Genomic DNA, 18,837 nt, shown 5'->3' with positions numbered 1-18,837 from the left:
TGCAACCTATGGATAATCTATTGTTGTATTGCAATCTTTGGTAAATTGGTTATGATGGGCAACATCATTTGAATCGACTTATTGCTCTTCGTTTCAGGCAAATTTTGCAGGATAGATATATGGTCCCCAACGCAACAAACAATAATGCCGATAATGAAGGGACCAGAGAGAACTTGGCTTACATTCGCCAGATGCTGGCGGAGCTGCGGCAGGTCGCAAGCCGTGAGGGGGCCGACATGCTGTGTTATCTGATCGAGATGGCCTATGTCGAAGTCGGCGATATCCAGAGCGGACGGCGCAAGCTGTCAATCCGCGATGAAGAGCGACACACGCCCCCCGGCATGCCGGTTTAGACGTCCGGCAATATCAAGCTCCAGCAGCACCAGGTGAACGGTTGCAGCGGAAAAACCTGTGTGACGGATGATATCGTCCGTTTCCACGGGCGAGGGACCGAGAGCGGCGGCGATGATGCTGCGCTCGTCGTCCCCTGGTGGTGACATCTCGGTGTCGGATCTCGGTTCCTCGATCTTGCGGCCATAGGGCAATTGCGGCTCCATCAGCGGCCGCAGCGCCTCCAGAATATCGGCCGCGCCCGTGGTCAGCATCGCGCCTTCCTTGATCAGCCGATTGGTGCCCTCGCAGCGCGCATCGAGCGGGGAGCCGGGCACGGCGAAAACCAGCCGTCCCGCTTCGCCGGCAAGCCTTGCCGTAATCAGCGAACCGGAGCGTTCGGCCGCCTCGACGATGACGACACCGAGGGAGACACCGGCGATCAATCGGTTGCGGCGGGGAAAATCGCGGGCGCGCGGTTCCCAGCCGAAGGGCATTTCGCTGATCGTCGCGCCGCCCTGATCGTATATCTCCTGCAAGAGCCCGAAATTTTCCTGCGGGTAGGGGCGGTCGAGACCGCCGGCCAGCATGGCAACCGTGCCGGTTGCAAGGCTTGCCCGGTGTGCGGCCGCATCGATGCCGCGCGCCAGCCCCGAAGCGATGCTATAGCCGGCGCGGCCGCAATCGCGCGCCAGCATGGCGGCGAATTTCGCGCCGTTGATGGAGGCATTGCGCGAGCCGACGATGCCGACGCTCGGTCTTGTCGCGGTCGCTGCCGATCCTTTCATGGCGATCAGCGGCGGCGCGCCATCCAGCTGCCGCAGGGCAGGCGGGTAATCCGGCTCACCGATGCCGACGAAACGCGCGCCGAATTTCTCCGCGGTCTCGATCTCGCCTTCCGCCTCCGCCTGCGTGGCGATGCGTGGGCTGCGCGACGAGCCGCCGCGCCTTGAAAGCTCGGGCAGGGCATCGAGCGCCTTTTCGGCGCTGCCGAAATGATTGATGAGTTCGCGGAAGGTGACGGGACCGATATTGTCGCTGCGGATGAGCCTCAGCCACGCGACCCGCTGCCGCGCGGAAAGCTCAATGCCCTGCCGTGTCGTTTCCTCATGCGGCATGGCATATCCTTAAATGGGTCTCAGCCCTTTTGCCCGATCCTGCTTTCAGTGCCCGCCAGCAGGCGCGCGATGTTCTCGCGGTGCTTCCACCATGAAATCGCACTCAACAGCGTCACCAGCAGCGCCGTCTTTTCAGGTCCGAGCACCCAGAGGGCCACGGGAATGACCAGCATGGCCAAAAGCGCCGAAAGCGACGAGTAGCGGGTGATGAAGGCGGTTGCGAGCCAGATGAGCGCAAAGGCCAGCATCATCAGCGGTGCGGCACCCAGGAGCACGCCGATATAGGTCGCCACACCCTTGCCGCCCTTGAAGCCGAGCCAAACCGGAAACAGGTGCCCGAGAAAGGCGAATAAACCGGCGACCAGCGACGCTTCGTAACCCCAGAGCGCATTGGCGACCAGAACCGCCGCCGTGCCCTTAAGCGCGTCCAGCAGCAGGGTTGCGGCGGCGAGCTTCTTGTTGCCGGTGCGCAGCACGTTGGTGGCGCCGATATTGCCGGAGCCGATCTTGCGCACGTCGCCCAGCCCCGCCATGCGGGTGAGAATGAGGCCGAAAGGGATGGAGCCGAACAGATAGCCGATCAGCGCCGAAAGCGCGAGAAGGGCAGGCGCCGTCTGCCAGTCAGTCAAAGCACTCATTCAAACGTCCCCTCTGTCGCGCTGGCCGCGTGATCTCTGTTGGTGATCTTATGCCAAGGAATGAACGGCTTTGCCAGCCACATAAGTGGCAACCGCGCGGCCGCTGAAACGGGCATCCTCGAACGGGGTGTTCTTGGATTTCGAGACCAGCTGCTCCTTTGCCACGAGCCATGGCTCGTCGAGGTCGATCAGCGTGATATCGGCCTTCGCGCCCGCCTTCAGCGTTCCCGCATCCAGTCCGAAAATCTTGGCCGGGCGGGTGGAGAGCGCATCGATCAGCCGCATCAGCGGAACTTCGCCGCTATGGTGCAGGCGCAGCGCCGCCGCCAGCAGGGTTTCAAGCCCGACCGCGCCGCTCGCGGCATCCGAAAACGGCAGCCGCTTGGTGTCGACATCCTGCGGGTCGTGCGAGGAGACAATAATGTCGATGGTGCCGTCCTTCAGCGCTTCCACCATGGCCTTGCGGTCGTCTTCGGCGCGCAGCGGCGGGGAGAGCTTGAAGAAGGTGCGGTATTCGCCGATATCGTTCTCGTTGAGCGTCAGATGGTTGATCGAGATGCCGCAGGTGGCCTTTACGCCCCGCTGCCGGGCAACGCGGATCGCCTCTGCCGATTCGGGCACGGAAATCTTGGCAGCGTGGTAGATCGCCTGTGTCAGCCCGGCAATGCGCAGGTCGCGCTCCAGCGGAATGATCTCGGCTTCCTTCGGAACGCCCGACAACCCGAGCCAGCTTGCGAAAAGCCCCTCATTCATGTCACCGTCGCCGATATATTTGTCGCGCGTCTCGAGCGCGATCACTGCGCCCAGTTCGCGTGCATAGGTCATGGCACGGCGCAGCACCAGCGTATCGGAAAGCGCCTTGCGGCCATTGGTGAAGGCCACCGCGCCGGCTTCCTTCAACATGCCGAATTCGGTCATTTCCTCGCCGTTCAGACCCTTGGTGAGTGCTGCTGCGGGATGCACATTGACGAGCGCCTTGTCGCGCGCCGTCTTCTTCACATATTCGACCAGTGCGATGTCATCGATGACGGGATCGGTATCGGGCATGACAATGATGCTGGTGACGCCGCCAGCCGCTGCCGCGCGCGAGGCGGATTCGATGGTTTCGCGGTGCTCTGCGCCGGGTTCGCCAACGAAAACACGAGCGTCCACCAGACCGGGAACGGCCAGCAGACCCTTGCCGTCGCGAACGGTCGCCCCTTCGGGAGCGCCCTGATTATGCGCGTCCTTGCCGGCCGCCAGAATGGTGCCGTCGGCGCCGATGATCACACTGCCGGTCTCGTCGAGATCACGGGAAGGATCGACGATGCGAAGGTTCTTGAGAACGGTAACGGCACTCATACGCGCTCACCCTGATTTTGCGAGACAAGCAGGGTTTCCATGACCGCCATGCGCACGGCAACCCCCATTTCAACCTGACTTTCGATCACGCTCTGCGGACCGTCGGCCACGTCGGAGGCGATTTCCACGCCGCGGTTCATCGGGCCGGGATGCATGACCAGCGCATCCTCCTTCGCCGCCTTCAGCTTTTCGGCGTCGAGGCCGTAATAATGGAAATATTCGCGCACCGAAGGCACGAAGGAGCCGGACATGCGCTCGCGCTGGAGGCGCAGCATCATCACCACATCGGCGTTCTTCAGCCCTTCCTTCATGTCGTGGAAGACTTCCACGCTCATGTCGCGGATACCGGAGGGCAGCAGCGTGGCGGGGGCGACGACGCGGACGCGCGCGCCCATCTGGTTGAGCAGGATGATGTTGGAGCGGGCAACGCGCGAATGCAGCACGTCGCCGCAGATAGCCACCGTGATGCCGGACAGTTCGCCCTTGGCGCGGCGGATGGTCAGTGCGTCGAGCAGCGCCTGCGTCGGGTGCTCATGCTGGCCGTCGCCGGCATTGACGACGGAGCAGGCGACCTTTTGCGCGAGCAGCGCGGCCGCACCGGCGGAGGAGTGGCGAACCACCAGCACATCCGGGCGCATGGCGTTCAGCGTCATCGCCGTATCGATCAGCGTTTCGCCCTTCTTCACCGAGGAATTGCCGACCGACATGTTCATCACGTCTGCGCCGAGACGCTTTCCGGCAAGCTCGAAGGAGGACTGCGTGCGCGTCGAGGCTTCGAAGAACAGGTTGATCTGCGTCAGGCCCCGAAGCGTCGAGGTCTTTTTCTCGCGCTGGCGGCTGATTTTCACCGCCTCGTCGGCTTTGTCGAGAAGCAGGGTAATATCCTGATGGGAAAGCCCCTTGATGCCGAGGAGATGGCGATGGGGGAAGAAGACCATGCGGTTTGCCTCCTGACGGGCGCCGCATTTTCCCGTGAAAATGCCCGGAACGCCCGAATGCTGATCCGTGCGCTCCCATTCGCTGTGAACACGCCTCAGGAGTGCGGCGGAATTCGGTCCTGCGCTCTATAGAGACTGCATGGTCGCGGGGCAAGCGCCCGCAACTCCTGAAATGAAAACATGGCGATGTTTCCCCAACCCTCGAGGACAAACGGCCCGACGATGGAAGGCGCAGGCATCAGACGATGCCATGCTCCTTCAAAAGCGCCTGTTCGTCGCCTGACGCCCAGCCGAAAACTTTCGGCGCTCCGTCCAGCCTCTGGACGAAGTAATGAACATCGAAATCGATTGCGGCATCCGGTTGCCGTTTGCGGGCAAAGGTCGCCGTCCAGGCAACATGGGCAAGGCAATGATGTTCATCGATGGGCGAGATACGGATGTCGCGTATCCGCATCTCCTTCGTTCCGATCGTCCGGTAGCGCTCGTAACCCTTCATCATGACCTGCTTCAAGTGGTCATCGTTCTTTCCGGTCATTACCCCGGCGGGGGAGGCGGCGATGAAGTCTGAGGCGTAGAGGGAGGCGACCTCCTCCATATCCATGTCACCCTTGAGGGACCTGTTGAAAAATCGTTCATATCGCTCGAAGAGCTTTCTTACGCTGGCCTCCATGGTCTCCTCCCTGTGCAGCCGTTCAGCAGAGTCGCCAACCGAAAAAGCCTGCCGCAGGTTCCACGTCAGGCCGCAGATTATGGAGAATGCATTTATCCGCATGCCCGCCGGTCTCTGCCGCAACTTCTGCGCGGCTTTTTTGGGGACTGTCGTTGATCTTGCGGAAACCTGTTTGGCATTCGCCGGGCCGGATACCTAAATCAGGATCACTCCCGAAAAATGCTGAAAGCGGCGGTTTAATCGTCTCAATCGCTTCCTGCGGGTGGAATTATGCAATATCACCCCACTATGCAACGCCAGTACAAAACAGCTAGAAGCAGCGGATGACCCAGAATTCCCGGACAGAAGAAACGCTCGCCGAACTGAACCAGCCAAGCCTCTGGTCCGGTATCAACGCCTATCGTTCCGATCCGCTGATCGTCGATCTCACCTCCGGCCTGTCGCGCAATCTGAGGGACGAGTTCGACCAGCTCGGCCGCTACGTCACGTCGCATGAGGCGCAGGAACTGGCGCGCATGGCCAATCAGGGCGTGCCGCAGCTGCATACCCACGGCCCGCGCGGCGAGCGTCTGGATCAGGTGGAGTTCCATCCGGCCTGGCATGCGCTGATGCGCCGTTCCATGTCGTCAGGCCTGCATTCCAGCGTCTGGGAAAATTCTCCCGATACGCGCGGCAACGAACACAAGGCCCGCGCCACGAAGTTCTACCTCACCTCGCAACTCGAGGCCGGGCATCTTTGCCCGCTGACCATGACCAGCGCCTCCGTCGCGGCCATCATGGCTTCGCCGCGTGTGCAGAAGGAATGGGCGCCGAAGATTCTCTCGCGCAAATATGATTCCTCGCAGAAACCGGCCCTGCAGAAAACCGCCGTCACCATTGGCATGGGCATGACGGAAAAGCAGGGCGGCACGGATGTGCGCGCCAACCGCACGACGGCCGAGCGGGTGGGAGAGGGCATTTATCGCCTGTCCGGTCACAAGTGGTTCCTGTCCGCGCCGATGAGCGACGGTTTCGTCATGCTCGCCCAGATGGGCGACGGCATGGGCTGCTTCCTCGTGCCGCGCTATCTGGAAGACGGTTCGAAGAACGGCCTGCATTTCCAGCGCCTGAAGGACAAGCTCGGCAACCGCTCCAACGCATCCGCCGAAGTCGAATTCACCGATGCCTTCGGTTATCTGCTGGGCGATCCCGGCAGCGGTATCCGTACGATCCTCGACATGGTGACGCTGACGCGGCTCGATTGCGCGCTTGCCTCCGCCGGCATGATGCGCGCCTCGCTTGCCGAAGCCGTACATTATGCCCGCGGCCGTTCTGTTTTCGGCAAGATGCTGGTCACACAGCCGATCATGACGCGCGTTCTTGCCGACATGGCGCTGGATGTGGCGGCGGCCACCGCGCTCTCCTTCCGGCTGGCGACCGCATTCGACGCCGCCCGCAACAATCCGGCCGAAGCCGCCTATGCGCGGGTGATGACGCCCATCGTGAAATACTGGTGCTGCAAAATTGCGCCGGCGCTTATCTATGAGGCCATGGAGTGCCTTGGCGGCAACGGTTACGTGGAAGAGCGGCCGATTGCCCGCCACTATCGCGAAGCGCCCGTCAACGCCATCTGGGAAGGCTCCGGCAACGTCATGGCCCTGGATGTGCTGCGGGTTCTCCAGCGCGGCAAGGATCTGTTCGATCTCGTTTTCCAGACGCTGGAGCACGATCTCGGGGCAGCCGGTAAAAAGACCACCGACGTGCTGCGCGCCGCAATCGCCCTTGCCGAACGCGACGAGGGAGCGGCCCGCCTGCTGGTGGAGCAGTTCGCGCTTGCGGCCGCTGCCGCCGAGCTTTGCCGCCTCGGCGCCGGCAAGATCGCCGATGCCTTCCTCGAGACCCGTCTCGCAGGCGGCTGGCGGCATACTTACGGCATGCTCGATTCCCGCTTCGATCCGAATTATATAATCGATCTTCTTTATCCGCCTGCATCTTGACCGATGCATGCGGATGAAGGTTTTGCAGTCCCGGCGGGAGGGGTCTCGGATTTGAAAAACAGCAATGGCGTAAAGCGTGTTCTGATCTGTCGTGACACTTTCGCGCATCGATGCGCGGCAAGGGAAGGCGGCTGCCAATGCTGACCTTCCGTTCCGCCCGCGCCGAGGATGAAGACGCGCTCTACGCCATAAGCCTCGCCACCGGCGATGCCGGGCAGGACGCCACCGCCCTTTATAATGATGGCCGTATGGTCGGGCATATCTACTCCGTGCCCTATCTGCATCTCTGGCCCGATGCCGTTTTCGTGGCGGAGGATGAGGAAGGTGTGTGCGGTTATATCGTCGGCGCACTCGATACGGCGGTGCACGAAGAACGGCTGGAGCGGGAATGGTGGCCGCATCTGCGCAGCCTTTACCCCGATCCCGGCGGCGACCAGCAGACATGGGACGCCGACCAGCGCCGCGCCCAGTTCATCCACCATCCACGCCGCACGCCCACCTGGCTTACCGACCCGTTTCCGGCCCATATCCACATGAACCTCTTGCCGCGCACGCAGGGCAAGGGCGGCGGCACCCGGCTTCTGTCGCGCTGGCTCGATATGGCGAGACAGAACAACGTCTACGGCATCCACCTTGGTGCCAGCGAACGCAACCATGCGGGCATGCGCTTCTGGGAAACGCGTGGCTTCAAACGCCTTGAAAGCCACGAAACGCCGGGCAGCGTCTGGTTCGGCATGGCGCTGGAATGATTCAGGTTCTAATGACCCGCGCTGCCCCCGCCGCTAGAAACGGTGCAAAGGCAGTGCGAATGTCTTCAAGAAATGTCTCGCTGAAACGCCCGATGGGCTGTTGAAGAGCGTTGAAATGGTAGGATCGTTCGATCACGTCGTAATTGCATTCGCTGACGGTGATCCAGCCGCGATCATAGTCGGTTAGTTTTGCGCGCCGAAGCTCGAGCTTCGGTATTTCGATTGCCCGCTGCTGGCTGTCCTGCGGCGGTTTCGATGAAATGGGCAGCAGCAATATATGCGACAAGCCCTGCGCGTCCGTAATCGTCAGGATCATGCAGACGGGGCGATCTTTTTCCCCATAGTCACGCGTTGGATTAGCCGTAGACTGCCATCGCCACAAATAGGGATAGGAAACGATATCACCGCGTCTGAACTTGGACATTATCTGTCCTGCTCATCGCGGGATGTCCGATATTCTTCGGAGTCTTTCTCCAGCTGGGTGTTGAACATGGCGGCCAATTCATCGGGCATTTCGCCGGCTGCGTAAGACCTGCGCGGATCGTCGCTTCCCAGGATTTTTTCGAAAAGTTCGACCGGCACCACCACGACAGAAGGTCGCCCATGCTTCGTCAGCAAAATGGGCGATTTCTGCGCTTCGTCATGGTAGCGACCGAAATGTCGCATAAACTCCGCCGTGGAAATGGATTTTCTTTTCATGAGGAATCCTCAAATCTGTATTTCCTGAATAATACAGAAAATACAGAAAATTTAAAGCCGTCGATTTTGGTCTGGCGGCCCGCTCATCCACAAGAACCTTCTTTCCATCCGCTCCGCCACGTTGTTCTTCCCTTCATGCTTTGTTAACCCGTTGAGGAAGGCCTTTCAGAAAACGGGTAGGGAATCATGCTGGCGACCGCAGAGGCGATTTCAGCCGACAGACCGGAAAAGCGCATCAAGGATCGCGCTCAGACCGAGAAGGCGATTTTTAATGCGGCGCGGTCGCTGCTTGCCGAAGAGGGGTTTCAGGGTTTTGGCATCAATGCCGTTGCCCGCCGCGCCGGCTGCGACAAGCAGCTCATCTACCGTTATTTCGGCGGCCTCGATGGCCTGATCGAGGCGATCGGCGAGGACCTCGGTTCCTGGGTGAAGGATCGCATTCCGGAAGATACCGGCGGCATGTTCCTTTTGACCTATGGCGACCTCATGGAAAAGCTGGCGCTCTATTTTATGGATGCGCTGCGCAGCGATCCTCTCGTCTGTAAGATCATCGCCTGGGAAGTGTCTGACGGTTCACCGCAGGTGCGCCAGCTGGCCGAAGCCCGCGCCAAATCGCTCGGCAAATGGCTGGAGCGTATGCGCGGTTCGCTGGCGGCGCCGAAGGGTGTGGATACAGCGGCGGTCAATGCCGTACTGTTCGCCGCCATTCAGCACCTCGTCATTTCCGCTGCCACCAGCGGCCAGTTCGCGGGCGTACCGCTTAAATCGGACCGGGACTGGGACAAGATCGCCACTGCCGTCAAAAGGCTGGTGCGCGGCGTTTACGGCTGAACCGGTTTCCGCAGGCGCAAGGCAGTCGCGCCTGGACCTGCGCATTAAAGAAAAATCAGTCATGTTTTCATCGGGCCGGCAACCGCCCGACGCATCCGGCCGTTCACGCGATCACATTCTTTTCCACATGCCGGCCGCCGTCGTTAACCATAATGACAGCTTTCATTTGCCTCGCCATGGCTGCCGGTCCAGTGTGAATTAACGAAATGTTAACCATGCGCAATGACTGCGCATAAGGGAGCCGCAAGTGAGCCGCTGGACAGCTTTAGGCGTCATGATGACGTTTTTTGTGATGCTGCCGTTGGATATCGACGTGCCGGCGCTGAACCTCTGCCTTATGGCCGTGGTGCGCTGGGCGGTGCTTGCCGGCGTTCCCGATACGATGTTTGTGCGGGGGCAGGCGGCATGAAGTGGTTTCTGATCCTCTGGGCCGGTCCCGTCGCGCTGCTGGGCAGCTGGTACTGGCTTTCCTATTACGACATGAGCTTCGGTTTCTACATGCTCACACGCCAGACCCATGATCTGGTGTTCGAGATTTACGGCAATATTCTCGGCCTGCCGCCGGAAAGCCTGCCGCCGCTGGTGGCGCGCGCCATCGCCGTCGACAGCCTGATCGTTTTTGCGATTCTCGCCTTCCGCAAGAGAAAGCAGATTGCGGCCTGGTGGCAGGGCCGTCAGTCGGCCGCGCGGGTGAGTGCGGAAAGCCTGTCCAGCGCGCCCTGAAGAATGAAGCTTGCCGCGGCCGAATCGATGCGTTCGGCGCGCTTTGCGCGTGAGACGTCCATTTCCAGCAATGCGCGCTCGGCCGCGACCGTCGAAAGCCGCTCATCCCAGAAAATGAAGGGCAGGGCGGTTTTTTCGCCCATGGTGCGCACGAAGGCGCGCGTTGCCTGTACGCGGGGACCGGCCGAACCATCCATGTTCATCGGCAGGCCGATGATGAAGGCGAAAACTTTTTCCTTTTCGGCAAAGGCCAGCAGCACTTCCGCATCCTGCGTGAATTTCACCCGTTTGATGACGGGGCGCGGCGTTGCGAAACGCCGTGACAGGTCCGACATGGCAAGCCCGATTGTCTTCGTGCCAAGGTCGAGGCCGGCAATCGCCTGTCCCGGCTGAAGCGCCTGCGCCAGTTCCTCAATGGTGAGTGTTGCCATGTCGCATGTTGCCCTTATCGTTTGCGGACGAATTCGGTGCGCAGCACCAGACCCTTCACCGCATCATGTCTGCAATCGATCTCTTCCGGATTATCGGTCAGGCGGATCGACTTGATGACGGTACCCTGCTTGATGACCGTGCTGGTGCCCTTGACCTTCAAATCCTTGATGAGGGTGACGGAATCGCCATCCGCCAGCACATTGCCCGCCGCATCGCGCACTTCATTCGCACGCGCCGCTTCTGCAGCCAGTTCGGAGGCCGGTCGCCATTCACCGGTCGCCTCATCATACACGTACTCGTCATCATTTGCGGCCATGGTCGCCTCTCTTAAATATTGGTAGTGCGGTTGTTCAGGCCGTCCTATGTCATAATATACCGGCAATACAAAGGAGAACTTCCCATGAAAATCACCTGGCTCGGCCATTCCGCCTTCCGCCTCGAAAACGGCAGCGCGAAGATCCTCATCGATCCGTTCTTCACCGGCAACCCCGGTTTTGCAGGGCAGGATGGAAAGTCGGCAGCCGAAGGCGTCACCCATATTCTCCTGACCCACGGCCATGGCGACCATGTCGGCGATACAGTCCAGCTTGCCCGCGAAACCGGCGCGACCGTGCTGGCGAATGCCGATCTTGCCGCTTGGCTTTCCGCCAAGGGCGTCGCGAAGGTCGATATGGGCAATACCGGCGGCACGGTGCATTTCGACGGTTTTTCAGTCACCTTCACCAATGCGCTGCATTCCTCTGCCCAGATCACCGAAGACGGTGTTTCCCATTCGCTCGGCAATGCCAATGGCCTGATGCTGCATTTCGAGGATGGTCCGGCCGTCTATCACATGGGCGATACCGACATCTTCTCCGACATGAAACTCATCAATGAACTGCATCAGCCGGATGTCGGCCTTGTGCCGATCGGTGACCGCTTCACCATGGGCGGAGCCGTCGCCGCGCTTGCCTGCCAGCGCTTCTTCAAGTTTGAGCATGTGCTTCCCTGCCATTACGGCTCCTTCCCGATCATCGATCAGACGCCGGAGAAATTCGTGGCCGGCATGGAAGGGGCGGAAGCGCGCGTCCACACGCCGAAGGCCGGCGATACGCTGTCCTTCTGACATTTTGCCCGCGCATGTCGCGACCGCAAACCGCCATACAGTTTGGCGCGACATGCTTTCTACCGTTGCGAATGACGGACATGGTGATTATAGCGAATGGGAAATATCCCATCGGAGTAGAACCATGTCCGTCGATCTCGCCACCGTGAAGCGCGTTGCGCGCCTTGCCCGTATCGCTGTCAGCGAAGAAGAAGCACAGAATATGCTCGGCCAGCTGAACGGCATACTCGGTTTCGTGGAGCAGCTTTCGGAAGTGAATGTCGACGGCGTCGAGCCGATGACATCGGTGACCCCGGTGGACATGAAAAAACGCGCCGACGTGGTGACCGACGGCAACAAGGCGGAAGACATTGTCGCCAATGCGCCTGCGACCGATCGGGACTTCTTCATGGTCCCGAAAGTGGTCGAATAAGCCGACCGCCTCTGCCGCCCGATTTTTCCAAGATTTCGAAAGCCGTTGCCGACCATGACCGACCTGACGAGCCTGACCATTGCCGAAGCCCGCGAAAAGCTGAAGGCCAAAGAATTCTCCGCCCTCGAGCTGACCGACGCCTATCTCTCAGCCATCGATGCGGCCAACGGCGCGCTGAACGCCTATGTGGCGACGACGCCCGAAAAGGCGCGCGACATGGCAAAGGCCTCCGACGACCGCATCGCCGCCGGCAAGGCTGGCGAGCTGGAAGGCGTTCCGCTTGGCGTGAAGGACCTTTTCGCCACCCGTGACGTGCACACGCAGGCGTGTTCGCATGTTCTCGATGGCTTCAAGCCGAAATATGAATCCACCGTCACCCAGAACCTCTGGGATCAGGGCGCCGTCATGCTCGGCAAGCTCAACATGGACGAATTCGCCATGGGCTCGTCCAATGAAAGCTCCTGGTACGGCCCGGCCATCAACCCGTGGCGCGCCAATGGCTCCGACCAGAAGCTGGTCCCCGGCGGCTCCTCCGGCGGTTCCGCCGCAGCCGTGGCCGCGCATCTGTGCGCCGGCGCCACCGCGACCGATACCGGCGGCTCCATCCGCCAGCCGGCAGCTTTCACCGGCACCGTTGGCATCAAGCCCACCTATGGCCGCTGCTCGCGCTTCGGCATCGTCGCTTATGCTTCCTCGCTCGATCAGGCGGGCCCGATTGCCCGTGACGTGCGCGATGCCGCGATCCTGCTGAAGACCATGGCGAGCGTCGACGCCAAGGATACGACTTCCGTGGACCTGCCGGTGCCGGATTACGAAAAGGCCATCGGCCACTCGCTCAAGGGCCTGAAGATCGGTATTCCGAAGGAATATCGCGTCGATGGCATGCCGGAAGAAATCGAAAAGCTCTGGGCCAAGGGCGTCGAGTGGCTGCGCGATGCCGGTGCCGAAGTGGTCGATATTTCGCTGCCTCACACCAAATACGCGCTGCCTGCTTACTACATCGTCGCGCCGGCGGAAGCCTCGTCCAACCTTGCCCGTTACGACGGCGTCCGTTACGGCCTGCGCGTCGACGGCAAGGACATTGCCGACATGTACGAAAAGAGCCGCGCCGCCGGCTTCGGCAAGGAAGTGCAGCGCCGCATCATGGTCGGCACCTATGTGCTGTCCGCCGGTTACTACGACGCCTATTATCTGAAGGCGCAGAAGGTCCGCACGCTGATCAAGCGCGATTTCGAAAACGTCTTCCACGAAGGCGTCGACGCCATTCTGGCGCCGATCACCCCGTCTTCCGCCTTCGCAGTCGGTGACGAGGAACTCGCCTCCGATCCGGTGAAGATGTACCTGCAGGATGTCTTCACCATCACCGTCAACATGGCCGGTCTTCCGGGCCTCTCGGTTCCGGCCGGCCTTGACGGCAAGGGCCTGCCGCTCGGCCTGCAGCTTATCGGAAAGCCTTTCGAGGAAGAAACGCTGTTCAAGACGGCGCACGCCATCGAGCAGGCAGCCGGCAAGTTCACGCCCGCCAAGTGGTGGTGAGTGGATTCACCAAGCTCTCTACACGAACGGGCGGCATCAAATGCCGCCCGTTTGTTTTTCATCGATTGTCCAGCTCACCCCGCACGAGTTCCAGCCCGCGCGTCGTGATGCGGTAGGGCTTGCCGCCCGAGGAGGCGATGGCTCTCTTCCGTTTCAGCTTGCGGAAAGTGAGGAGATCGAGGCCGCTGAAAATCCAGCCGTCACGCGTGTAGAGCGCGAGTTTTTCGATTTTGTGGGCGTCGTCTCGAACGAGTTCAATTCTGCCGCCCTGGGCGAGCAGGTGAAGAATGCGCTGTTCGGCGCGGGAAATGTCCATTTTTTGGAAGTCCGCTCGGCGTCATATAGACGCGTGAAAGCAAATCCGGGTGCCGTTAAGGCATCCGGCTCGGTTTCAGCACGGCCCGGCGCGCAATAAACTTGCGGGCAGGGCCTTTACCGGGACTCCGATTGAGCGAACATAAAAACTCCGTTCTTGCTCCTTTTGGGTAGCGGGCAAAGCCGAGGCGGTCAAGTCCCGCCAGGTGCGAGAGAAAACCATACTGGTCGAATCGCGCCGGCAATGGTTTAATTTCAACGGCCATGGAGGGCGCGGCTTGATCGTCATTCGCAATGCGCATGAGCAGGAAGCGGAGGTTCTGGCGGCCATCGGCCTCAGGGCATGGCGACAGGCAACCGCGGCTCTCGGCATCACCCCGACCCTTTACGACAATGCAGCCAGCGCCTTTTCCAATTTTACCCGCTCGTCATGGCTGGCGATCAGGGTGGCGGAATTTGGCGGCTCGGTTGCCGGATGGGCGGCGCGAGAACATTTCGACGAGACGATTTCCGATTTCTGGATCGATCCCGATTTTCAGCGCCGACGGGTCGGCACCCACCTGTTGGGCGATGTCGAAAGGCTGATAGAGGACAGGGGGTTCGAGACCATCCGGCTTGAAACCCATGCCCAGAATGAGCCGGCCGTCGCCTTTTTCCGCCACCATGGCTATAGCGTCCGCTGGCTCTCCGTTTCCTATGCGCCGAAACTCGACCGCGAAGTGCAGTCGGTGGGTCTGCAGAAGCAATTGGTCGAGGTTGAGAGCGGTCTTTATGGGCCGGCTTTCTAAGGTGGAGTTTGCAGAGCGTCCACCAGCCGCATCGGCCAATCCGGCATGATGGCGAGCGATGCGACAAGGCCTAGCTGCAATATCACGATCGATATCAGGATGCTGCGGAACGGCTCTTTGCGCGTTTTATGCCGCAGCAGCCGTTGTGCAGAGATTGCGCCCAGGCTGCCGCCGATGAGCGCAAGCGATAACAGCGTGCTTTCCCGGATGCGCCATGCGCCATTTCTCGCTGCTTCCTTGTCCCACCAATAGACAAGAAAGACGAAAAGATTGAAGGCGATATAGCTTATGAAACAGAGAGCGAGCGTCATCATGACGTGAATTGAAACCGGGAAGCGTAAAAAACGCGTGTCGTGTATTGGCGAAAATCCCGGGCCTGGCTTGAGAGGGTGCAAGATGTCTTGCGCCCGCGCTCCATTTGTTCTACCCACCAAGGCCAAAGAACCCGTATATCGTGAGCTTCAGATGACCCTTGTAGACGTGCGCACCCCCGACCCGAAACGCTTCATTCCCGGCGCCACCGGCGATTGGGAAATCGTGATCGGCATGGAGGTGCATGCGCAGGTTCTCTCCAATTCCAAGCTGTTTTCCGGCGCATCGACCACCTTCGGCAATGCGCCGAATTCCAACGTGTCGCTGGTGGATGCCGCCATGCCCGGCATGCTGCCCGTCATCAACGAGGAATGCGTGAAGCAGGCGGTGCGCACCGGCCTCGGTCTGAAGGCGAAGATCAACCATCGCTCGATTTTCGACCGCAAGAACTACTTCTATCCGGACCTGCCGCAGGGCTACCAGATTTCGCAGTTCAAGGACCCGATCGTCGGTGAGGGCACCATCACCATTTCGCTCGGTCCGGATCGTCAGGGCAATTTCGAAGATATCGAGATCGGCATCGAGCGCCTGCATCTGGAGCAGGACGCCGGCAAGTCCATGCATGACCAGCACCCGACCATGTCCTTCGTGGATTTGAACCGTTCGGGCGTGGCGCTGATGGAAATCGTCTCCAAGCCGGACATGCGCTCGTCGGACGAGGCCAAGGCCTATCTCACCAAGCTGCGTTCCATCGTCCGTTATCTCGGTACCTGCGACGGCAACATGGATGAAGGCTCGATGCGCGCCGACGTCAACGTCTCCGTGCGCCGTCCGGGCGAAGGTTTCGGCACGCGCTGCGAAATCAAGAACGTCAACTCCATCCGCTTTGTCGGTCAGGCCATCGAATATGAAGCGCGCCGCCAGGTCGCCATTCTGGAAGATGGCGGCGTCATCGATCAGGAAACCCGCCTGTTCGATCCCGGCAAGGGCGAGACGCGGTCCATGCGCTCCAAGGAAGATGCGCATGATTACCGTTATTTCCCCGATCCGGACCTGCTGCCGCTTGAATTCGACGATGCTTTCGTCGAAGCGCTGAAGGTCGATCTGCCGGAACTACCCGACGACAAGAAGGCCCGTTTCGTGGCCGATCTTGGCCTGTCGGTCTATGACGCCTCGATCCTCGTTTCGGAAAAGGCGATTGCCGATTATTACGAGGCCGTGGCCGCCGGTCGCGATGCGAAGGCCGCCGCCAACTGGGTCATCAACGATCTGCTCGGCGCGCTGAACAAATCGGGCAAGGATATCGAGACGACACCGGTTTCGCCGGAACAGCTTGGTGGCATCATCGACCTCATCAAGGCCGAGACCATTTCCGGCAAGATCGCCAAGGACCTGTTCGAAATCGTCTGGAACGAGGGCGGCAACCCGGCTGAAATCGTGGAAGCCCGCGGCATGAAGCAGGTGACCGATACCGGCGCCATCGAAAAGGCCGTGGACGAGATCATCGCCGCCAACCCCGATCAGGTCGAGAAGGTGAAGGCAAAGCCGACGCTCGCCGGCTGGTTCGTCGGTCAGGTCATGAAGGCGACGGGCGGCAAGGCCAACCCGCAGGCGGTGCAGGCGCTGGTGAAGGCCAAGCTCGGTATCGAGGAAGAGTAAGCGGACGCTGCCTCGTGCCTAGAGGCATTGAGGCCGACAGCTCTCATCCGTCATCCTCGGGCTTGTCCCGAGGATCTAACGACCCACAAGGTCAAACGTGCTCAGATCCTCGGGACAAGCCCGAGGATGACGTCGAGTACGAACGACTGTCATCACTTTTGCCGGGATCAACGCCCGGCTTTTTCTATTCTGAGACGGAGCCAAATCATGTTCTTCATCCGCACGGCAAGCCTGCGTGACATCGAGCCGGTGCGCACCCTGCTCGCCACGACGTGGCACGCGACCTATGATGCGATCTATGGCGTGGACAAGGTCAACCAGTTGATCCTCGCATGGCATTCGCCGCAGGCCATGAAGGACCGTATCGAGAAAAAGGGCGGCGAGTTTCTGGTGGCTGACGACGGCAAGCGGATCGGCGGCATGGCCTATGGTTCCATGTCCACCAAAATGGCGAAAACGGCCCTGCTGCACCAGCTCTATGTCGCGCCCGACCTCCAGCGGCAGGGCGTCGGCCGCGATCTCTTCGCCGAACTGGAAACCTGTTTTCCGGATGCGGAAATCATGCGGCTGGAAGTCGAGCCTAAAAATACTGTCGCAATCGCCTTTTATGAAGGCGTCGGATTTGTCGAGGTGGACCGAATCGAGCGCATGGCGGGTATCGAGGGGTTGCCCGGCATCGTTATGGAAAAGAGCCTGACCCGATGAATGAGACACTTCAACAACTGATCATCCGCACGGCGCGCGAAGACGATCTTCCGGCACTCGCCGCCATTTTTGCCGCCGACGAGATCGGCGGCCACGGGGATACGGCGGAAGAATCGGCGCAGCCGGACTATCTCGCCGCTTTCCGCGCCATCGAGGCATCGCCGAGCGAAACGCTCTATGTGGCCGAACTGGATGGCGAGGTGGTCGGCACCTTTCAGACGGCGATCCTGACCAAACTCGTCGGGCGAGGGGCAAAGTCCATGGTGATCGAGGCGGTGCAGACGCGCGCCGACATGCGCGGTCGCGGCATCGGCGCGGTGATGATCAATCATTGCCTGGAAGAAGCCCGCCGGCAGGGCCTGAACGCCGCGCAGCTGACGTCCAACATGGCCCGGCTGGACGCTCACCGCTTCTATGAACGGCTGGGTTTCGAGAAGCGGCATTTAGGCTTCAGGATGAAGCTGAAATAGCACGGATATATCTCGAAATGCTGGACAATTGCCGTGAGGGGCGGCATAAGCATGTCTTGTGCCGTGCACGGAAAATCGCTGCGGCGCATTCAAGCCCGAGGAACGTAGAATGAAGACTCTCCTGACGCAAATCTTCACCTGGTGGAACGGCCAGACGATCGGAACGCGGTTTCATACATGGCGTTTCGGCAAGAAGGTGGGACAGGACGAGTTGGGCAACACCTATTATGAAGGCGGCACCACCTCCTGGGGCATGCCGCGCCGCTGGGTGATCTATAACGGTTATGCCGAAGCGTCGGCCATTCCGCCCGGCTGGCATGGCTGGATGCATTACCGCACCGACGTGCCGCCGAGCCAGGAAAGCTACGTTGCGCGCGACTGGCAGAAGCCGCACCAGCCGAACCTCACCGGTTCGTCCAAGGCCTATCGCCCGCAGGGATCGCTGGCCGTGGCCGGCGAGCGCCCGCGCGTGACCGGCGACTACGACGCCTGGACCCCCGGCAACTAAGCATCTTGTGATGCGCGGTGTTGTGCAAAACGCCGCGCTTGCATCCGGCCTCACCGGTTTTTGCCACATTCCGCCCTTAGGCGTTGATCCGGTCGGCGGTTCGACACAGGCAAATATTTGGAGACATATCGTATGAGGAAATTCACGCGGGATCGTTCTTTGCGTGCGCTGACAGTCTCGCTGTTTGCAGCGGTCTCTGCTGTCATCCTCATTTCACCCGTTTCTGCTGCCCGTCTCGAAAACCGCGTGGCGGTGTTTTCCGGCATCGACAAGATCACCGGCCGCATCACTTCCTTCGATGTCTATATCGATGAGACGGTGCAGTTCGGCGCGCTTCAGGTGACGCCGAAAGTCTGTTATTCCCGTGACCAGACGGAAACCCAGAAGATCGACGCTTTTGTCGAGGTGGATGAAATCACGCTCGACCGCAAGATCAAGCGGATTTTCACGGGCTGGATGTTCGCCGACAGCCCCGGCCTCAACGCCGTGGAACACCCGATCTACGACGTGTGGCTGACGGGCTGCAAGCAGGACTCGGAAGTTCCCGCTCCCTCTACGGCAAGCAAGTAATTAACCCACGAC

At 60.5% G+C, this 18,837-nt stretch carries 26 protein-coding genes; 15 read left to right on the top strand and 11 right to left on the bottom strand.

Going from position 1 to position 18,837, the window contains the following annotated elements; translation table 11 throughout:
• Window positions 1–119 precede the first annotated feature (119 nt).
• Window positions 120–353, top strand: a complete 234-nt coding sequence (locus tag ACIK7D_RS01485) for a hypothetical protein (RefSeq protein WP_003521491.1) — start codon at window positions 120–122, stop codon at window positions 351–353.
• Here ACIK7D_RS01485 and dprA read toward each other — a convergent pair.
• The 5 genes from dprA to ACIK7D_RS01460 form a co-directional block, all read right to left on the bottom strand.
• Window positions 306–1,448, bottom strand: coding sequence for a DNA-processing protein DprA (gene dprA / locus ACIK7D_RS01480; RefSeq protein WP_137452041.1), 1,143 nt, complete (start codon window positions 1,446–1,448; stop codon window positions 306–308). The two genes, ACIK7D_RS01485 and dprA, sit on opposite strands and share 48 nt — an antisense overlap.
• Window positions 1,449–1,468: 20 nt before the next feature.
• A complete protein-coding gene (gene plsY, locus ACIK7D_RS01475; protein ID WP_400155464.1) occupies window positions 1,469–2,086 on the bottom strand; it encodes a glycerol-3-phosphate 1-O-acyltransferase PlsY in 618 nt (205 codons plus the stop codon).
• Window positions 2,087–2,134: 48 nt separating this feature from the next.
• Entirely contained in the window at window positions 2,135–3,427 is a 1,293-nt protein-coding gene (locus tag ACIK7D_RS01470; RefSeq protein ID WP_400155463.1) for a dihydroorotase, read from the bottom strand.
• Window positions 3,424–4,365, bottom strand: coding sequence for an aspartate carbamoyltransferase catalytic subunit (locus tag ACIK7D_RS01465; protein ID WP_003521487.1), 942 nt, complete (start codon window positions 4,363–4,365; stop codon window positions 3,424–3,426). The genes ACIK7D_RS01470 and ACIK7D_RS01465 overlap by 4 nt, the downstream gene beginning before the upstream one ends.
• Window positions 4,366–4,603: 238 nt before the next feature.
• Window positions 4,604–5,035 (bottom strand): hypothetical protein, encoded by a 432-nt coding sequence (locus tag ACIK7D_RS01460; protein WP_080818742.1) that lies wholly within the window; start codon window positions 5,033–5,035, stop codon window positions 4,604–4,606.
• Between the two features lie 323 nt (window positions 5,036–5,358).
• Here ACIK7D_RS01460 and ACIK7D_RS01455 point away from each other — a divergent pair, with 323 nt between their 5' ends.
• Both ACIK7D_RS01455 and ACIK7D_RS01450 read left to right on the top strand, forming a co-directional pair.
• On the top strand, window positions 5,359–7,011 hold the full coding sequence (locus ACIK7D_RS01455; protein ID WP_400155462.1) for an acyl-CoA dehydrogenase family protein: 1,653 nt from the start codon (window positions 5,359–5,361) through the stop codon (window positions 7,009–7,011).
• A gap of 137 nt (window positions 7,012–7,148) precedes the next feature.
• Window positions 7,149–7,760: a GNAT family N-acetyltransferase gene (locus tag ACIK7D_RS01450; RefSeq protein ID WP_080817156.1), complete on the top strand. Its 612-nt coding sequence runs from the start codon at window positions 7,149–7,151 to the stop codon at window positions 7,758–7,760.
• Between the two features lies 1 nt (window position 7,761).
• Here ACIK7D_RS01450 and ACIK7D_RS01445 read toward each other — a convergent pair whose 3' ends face one another.
• Both ACIK7D_RS01445 and ACIK7D_RS01440 read right to left on the bottom strand, forming a co-directional pair.
• A complete protein-coding gene (locus tag ACIK7D_RS01445; protein ID WP_400155461.1) occupies window positions 7,762–8,184 on the bottom strand; it encodes a hypothetical protein in 423 nt (140 codons plus the stop codon).
• Window positions 8,184–8,459, bottom strand: a complete 276-nt coding sequence (locus ACIK7D_RS01440; protein ID WP_400155460.1) for a type II toxin-antitoxin system Phd/YefM family antitoxin — start codon at window positions 8,457–8,459, stop codon at window positions 8,184–8,186. The genes ACIK7D_RS01445 and ACIK7D_RS01440 overlap by 1 nt, the downstream gene beginning before the upstream one ends.
• Before the next feature lie 186 nt (window positions 8,460–8,645).
• Between ACIK7D_RS01440 and ACIK7D_RS01435 the strand changes: the two genes are divergently transcribed.
• From ACIK7D_RS01435 to ACIK7D_RS01425, 3 genes are all read left to right on the top strand, one after another.
• Window positions 8,646–9,290, top strand: coding sequence for a TetR/AcrR family transcriptional regulator (locus ACIK7D_RS01435; protein ID WP_003521480.1), 645 nt, complete (start codon window positions 8,646–8,648; stop codon window positions 9,288–9,290).
• A 274-nt stretch (window positions 9,291–9,564) separates the two neighbouring features.
• Window positions 9,565–9,699: a hypothetical protein gene (locus ACIK7D_RS01430; RefSeq protein WP_262535171.1), complete on the top strand. Its 135-nt coding sequence runs from the start codon at window positions 9,565–9,567 to the stop codon at window positions 9,697–9,699.
• Window positions 9,696–10,013 carry a DUF6105 family protein gene (locus ACIK7D_RS01425; protein WP_003521478.1) on the top strand — a complete coding sequence of 106 codons (318 nt, stop codon included), beginning with the start codon at window positions 9,696–9,698 and terminating at the stop codon, window positions 10,011–10,013. The genes ACIK7D_RS01430 and ACIK7D_RS01425 overlap by 4 nt, the downstream gene beginning before the upstream one ends.
• On the opposite strand, the gene ruvX is transcribed toward ACIK7D_RS01425, so the two are convergent.
• On the bottom strand, window positions 9,965–10,444 hold the full coding sequence (gene ruvX, locus ACIK7D_RS01420) for a Holliday junction resolvase RuvX (RefSeq protein WP_003521476.1): 480 nt from the start codon (window positions 10,442–10,444) through the stop codon (window positions 9,965–9,967). The two genes, ACIK7D_RS01425 and ruvX, sit on opposite strands and share 49 nt — an antisense overlap.
• Window positions 10,445–10,458: 14 nt before the next feature.
• Window positions 10,459–10,761: an alkylphosphonate utilization protein gene (locus tag ACIK7D_RS01415; RefSeq protein ID WP_080817152.1), complete on the bottom strand. Its 303-nt coding sequence runs from the start codon at window positions 10,759–10,761 to the stop codon at window positions 10,459–10,461.
• Window positions 10,762–10,845: 84 nt separating this feature from the next.
• Between ACIK7D_RS01415 and ACIK7D_RS01410 the strand changes: the two genes are divergently transcribed.
• The 3 genes from ACIK7D_RS01410 (at window position 10,846) to gatA (ending at window position 13,498) form a co-directional block, all read left to right on the top strand.
• Window positions 10,846–11,550 (top strand): metal-dependent hydrolase, encoded by a 705-nt coding sequence (locus tag ACIK7D_RS01410; RefSeq protein WP_400155459.1) that lies wholly within the window; start codon window positions 10,846–10,848, stop codon window positions 11,548–11,550.
• A 124-nt stretch (window positions 11,551–11,674) separates the two neighbouring features.
• Entirely contained in the window at window positions 11,675–11,962 is a 288-nt protein-coding gene (gene gatC, locus ACIK7D_RS01405) for an Asp-tRNA(Asn)/Glu-tRNA(Gln) amidotransferase subunit GatC (RefSeq protein WP_003521472.1), read from the top strand.
• A 54-nt stretch (window positions 11,963–12,016) separates the two neighbouring features.
• The gene (gatA, locus tag ACIK7D_RS01400; RefSeq protein ID WP_400155458.1) at window positions 12,017–13,498 is read left to right on the top strand and encodes an Asp-tRNA(Asn)/Glu-tRNA(Gln) amidotransferase subunit GatA; all 1,482 of its coding nucleotides are present in this window, start codon (window positions 12,017–12,019) and stop codon (window positions 13,496–13,498) included.
• 58 nt (window positions 13,499–13,556) lie between these two features.
• On the opposite strand, the gene ACIK7D_RS01395 is transcribed toward gatA, so the two are convergent.
• Entirely contained in the window at window positions 13,557–13,814 is a 258-nt protein-coding gene (locus tag ACIK7D_RS01395; RefSeq protein ID WP_003521470.1) for a YjhX family toxin, read from the bottom strand.
• A gap of 277 nt (window positions 13,815–14,091) precedes the next feature.
• Here ACIK7D_RS01395 and ACIK7D_RS01390 point away from each other — a divergent pair, with 277 nt between their 5' ends.
• Window positions 14,092–14,601 carry a GNAT family N-acetyltransferase gene (locus tag ACIK7D_RS01390; protein WP_262535175.1) on the top strand — a complete coding sequence of 170 codons (510 nt, stop codon included), beginning with the start codon at window positions 14,092–14,094 and terminating at the stop codon, window positions 14,599–14,601.
• On the opposite strand, the gene ACIK7D_RS01385 is transcribed toward ACIK7D_RS01390, so the two are convergent.
• On the bottom strand, window positions 14,598–14,915 hold the full coding sequence (locus tag ACIK7D_RS01385) for a DUF1294 domain-containing protein (protein WP_400155998.1): 318 nt from the start codon (window positions 14,913–14,915) through the stop codon (window positions 14,598–14,600). The genes ACIK7D_RS01390 and ACIK7D_RS01385 overlap by 4 nt on opposite strands.
• A gap of 151 nt (window positions 14,916–15,066) precedes the next feature.
• Here ACIK7D_RS01385 and gatB point away from each other — a divergent pair, with 151 nt between their 5' ends.
• The 5 genes from gatB to ACIK7D_RS01360 all read left to right on the top strand — a co-directional run bounded on the left by gatB (window position 15,067) and on the right by ACIK7D_RS01360 (window position 18,825).
• Window positions 15,067–16,572: an Asp-tRNA(Asn)/Glu-tRNA(Gln) amidotransferase subunit GatB gene (gene gatB, locus ACIK7D_RS01380; protein ID WP_003521466.1), complete on the top strand. Its 1,506-nt coding sequence runs from the start codon at window positions 15,067–15,069 to the stop codon at window positions 16,570–16,572.
• A 207-nt stretch (window positions 16,573–16,779) separates the two neighbouring features.
• Entirely contained in the window at window positions 16,780–17,277 is a 498-nt protein-coding gene (locus tag ACIK7D_RS01375) for a GNAT family N-acetyltransferase (RefSeq protein ID WP_080817148.1), read from the top strand.
• Window positions 17,274–17,747, top strand: a complete 474-nt coding sequence (locus tag ACIK7D_RS01370; protein WP_065653958.1) for a GNAT family N-acetyltransferase — start codon at window positions 17,274–17,276, stop codon at window positions 17,745–17,747. Before ACIK7D_RS01375 ends, ACIK7D_RS01370 begins: the two co-directional genes overlap by 4 nt.
• Window positions 17,748–17,856: 109 nt before the next feature.
• Entirely contained in the window at window positions 17,857–18,255 is a 399-nt protein-coding gene (locus tag ACIK7D_RS01365; RefSeq protein WP_003521463.1) for an NADH:ubiquinone oxidoreductase subunit NDUFA12, read from the top strand.
• A gap of 132 nt (window positions 18,256–18,387) precedes the next feature.
• The gene (locus tag ACIK7D_RS01360; protein ID WP_003521462.1) at window positions 18,388–18,825 is read left to right on the top strand and encodes a DUF2155 domain-containing protein; all 438 of its coding nucleotides are present in this window, start codon (window positions 18,388–18,390) and stop codon (window positions 18,823–18,825) included.
• Window positions 18,826–18,837: the final 12 nt, after the last annotated feature.

This window comes from Agrobacterium sp. P15N1-A, assembly GCF_044626815.1.
In the GTDB taxonomy this organism is placed as follows: domain Bacteria; phylum Pseudomonadota; class Alphaproteobacteria; order Rhizobiales; family Rhizobiaceae; genus Agrobacterium; species Agrobacterium leguminum.
This window is presented reverse-complemented; position numbering and strand designations above follow the sequence as displayed.

Bases quoted from the DNA above. Each gene is read 5' to 3' on its own strand.
- ACIK7D_RS01485 (WP_003521491.1), top strand. From the start codon at position 120: ATGGTCCCCAACGCAACAAACAATAATGCCGATAATGAAGGGACCAGA.
- dprA (WP_137452041.1), bottom strand. From the start codon at position 1,448: ATGCCGCATGAGGAAACGACACGGCAGGGCATTGAGCTTTCCGCGCGG.
- plsY (WP_400155464.1), bottom strand. From the start codon at position 2,086: ATGAGTGCTTTGACTGACTGGCAGACGGCGCCTGCCCTTCTCGCGCTT.
- ACIK7D_RS01470 (WP_400155463.1), bottom strand. From the start codon at position 3,427: ATGAGTGCCGTTACCGTTCTCAAGAACCTTCGCATCGTCGATCCTTCC.
- ACIK7D_RS01465 (WP_003521487.1), bottom strand. From the start codon at position 4,365: ATGGTCTTCTTCCCCCATCGCCATCTCCTCGGCATCAAGGGGCTTTCC.
- ACIK7D_RS01460 (WP_080818742.1), bottom strand. From the start codon at position 5,035: ATGGAGGCCAGCGTAAGAAAGCTCTTCGAGCGATATGAACGATTTTTC.
- ACIK7D_RS01455 (WP_400155462.1), top strand. From the start codon at position 5,359: ATGACCCAGAATTCCCGGACAGAAGAAACGCTCGCCGAACTGAACCAG.
- ACIK7D_RS01450 (WP_080817156.1), top strand. From the start codon at position 7,149: ATGCTGACCTTCCGTTCCGCCCGCGCCGAGGATGAAGACGCGCTCTAC.
- ACIK7D_RS01445 (WP_400155461.1), bottom strand. From the start codon at position 8,184: ATGTCCAAGTTCAGACGCGGTGATATCGTTTCCTATCCCTATTTGTGG.
- ACIK7D_RS01440 (WP_400155460.1), bottom strand. From the start codon at position 8,459: ATGAAAAGAAAATCCATTTCCACGGCGGAGTTTATGCGACATTTCGGT.
- ACIK7D_RS01435 (WP_003521480.1), top strand. From the start codon at position 8,646: ATGCTGGCGACCGCAGAGGCGATTTCAGCCGACAGACCGGAAAAGCGC.
- ACIK7D_RS01430 (WP_262535171.1), top strand. From the start codon at position 9,565: ATGATGACGTTTTTTGTGATGCTGCCGTTGGATATCGACGTGCCGGCG.
- ACIK7D_RS01425 (WP_003521478.1), top strand. From the start codon at position 9,696: ATGAAGTGGTTTCTGATCCTCTGGGCCGGTCCCGTCGCGCTGCTGGGC.
- ruvX (WP_003521476.1), bottom strand. From the start codon at position 10,444: ATGGCAACACTCACCATTGAGGAACTGGCGCAGGCGCTTCAGCCGGGA.
- ACIK7D_RS01415 (WP_080817152.1), bottom strand. From the start codon at position 10,761: ATGGCCGCAAATGATGACGAGTACGTGTATGATGAGGCGACCGGTGAA.
- ACIK7D_RS01410 (WP_400155459.1), top strand. From the start codon at position 10,846: ATGAAAATCACCTGGCTCGGCCATTCCGCCTTCCGCCTCGAAAACGGC.
- gatC (WP_003521472.1), top strand. From the start codon at position 11,675: ATGTCCGTCGATCTCGCCACCGTGAAGCGCGTTGCGCGCCTTGCCCGT.
- gatA (WP_400155458.1), top strand. From the start codon at position 12,017: ATGACCGACCTGACGAGCCTGACCATTGCCGAAGCCCGCGAAAAGCTG.
- ACIK7D_RS01395 (WP_003521470.1), bottom strand. From the start codon at position 13,814: ATGGACATTTCCCGCGCCGAACAGCGCATTCTTCACCTGCTCGCCCAG.
- ACIK7D_RS01385 (WP_400155998.1), bottom strand. From the start codon at position 14,915: ATGATGACGCTCGCTCTCTGTTTCATAAGCTATATCGCCTTCAATCTT.
- gatB (WP_003521466.1), top strand. From the start codon at position 15,067: ATGACCCTTGTAGACGTGCGCACCCCCGACCCGAAACGCTTCATTCCC.
- ACIK7D_RS01375 (WP_080817148.1), top strand. From the start codon at position 16,780: ATGTTCTTCATCCGCACGGCAAGCCTGCGTGACATCGAGCCGGTGCGC.
- ACIK7D_RS01370 (WP_065653958.1), top strand. From the start codon at position 17,274: ATGAATGAGACACTTCAACAACTGATCATCCGCACGGCGCGCGAAGAC.
- ACIK7D_RS01365 (WP_003521463.1), top strand. From the start codon at position 17,857: ATGAAGACTCTCCTGACGCAAATCTTCACCTGGTGGAACGGCCAGACG.
- ACIK7D_RS01360 (WP_003521462.1), top strand. From the start codon at position 18,388: ATGAGGAAATTCACGCGGGATCGTTCTTTGCGTGCGCTGACAGTCTCG.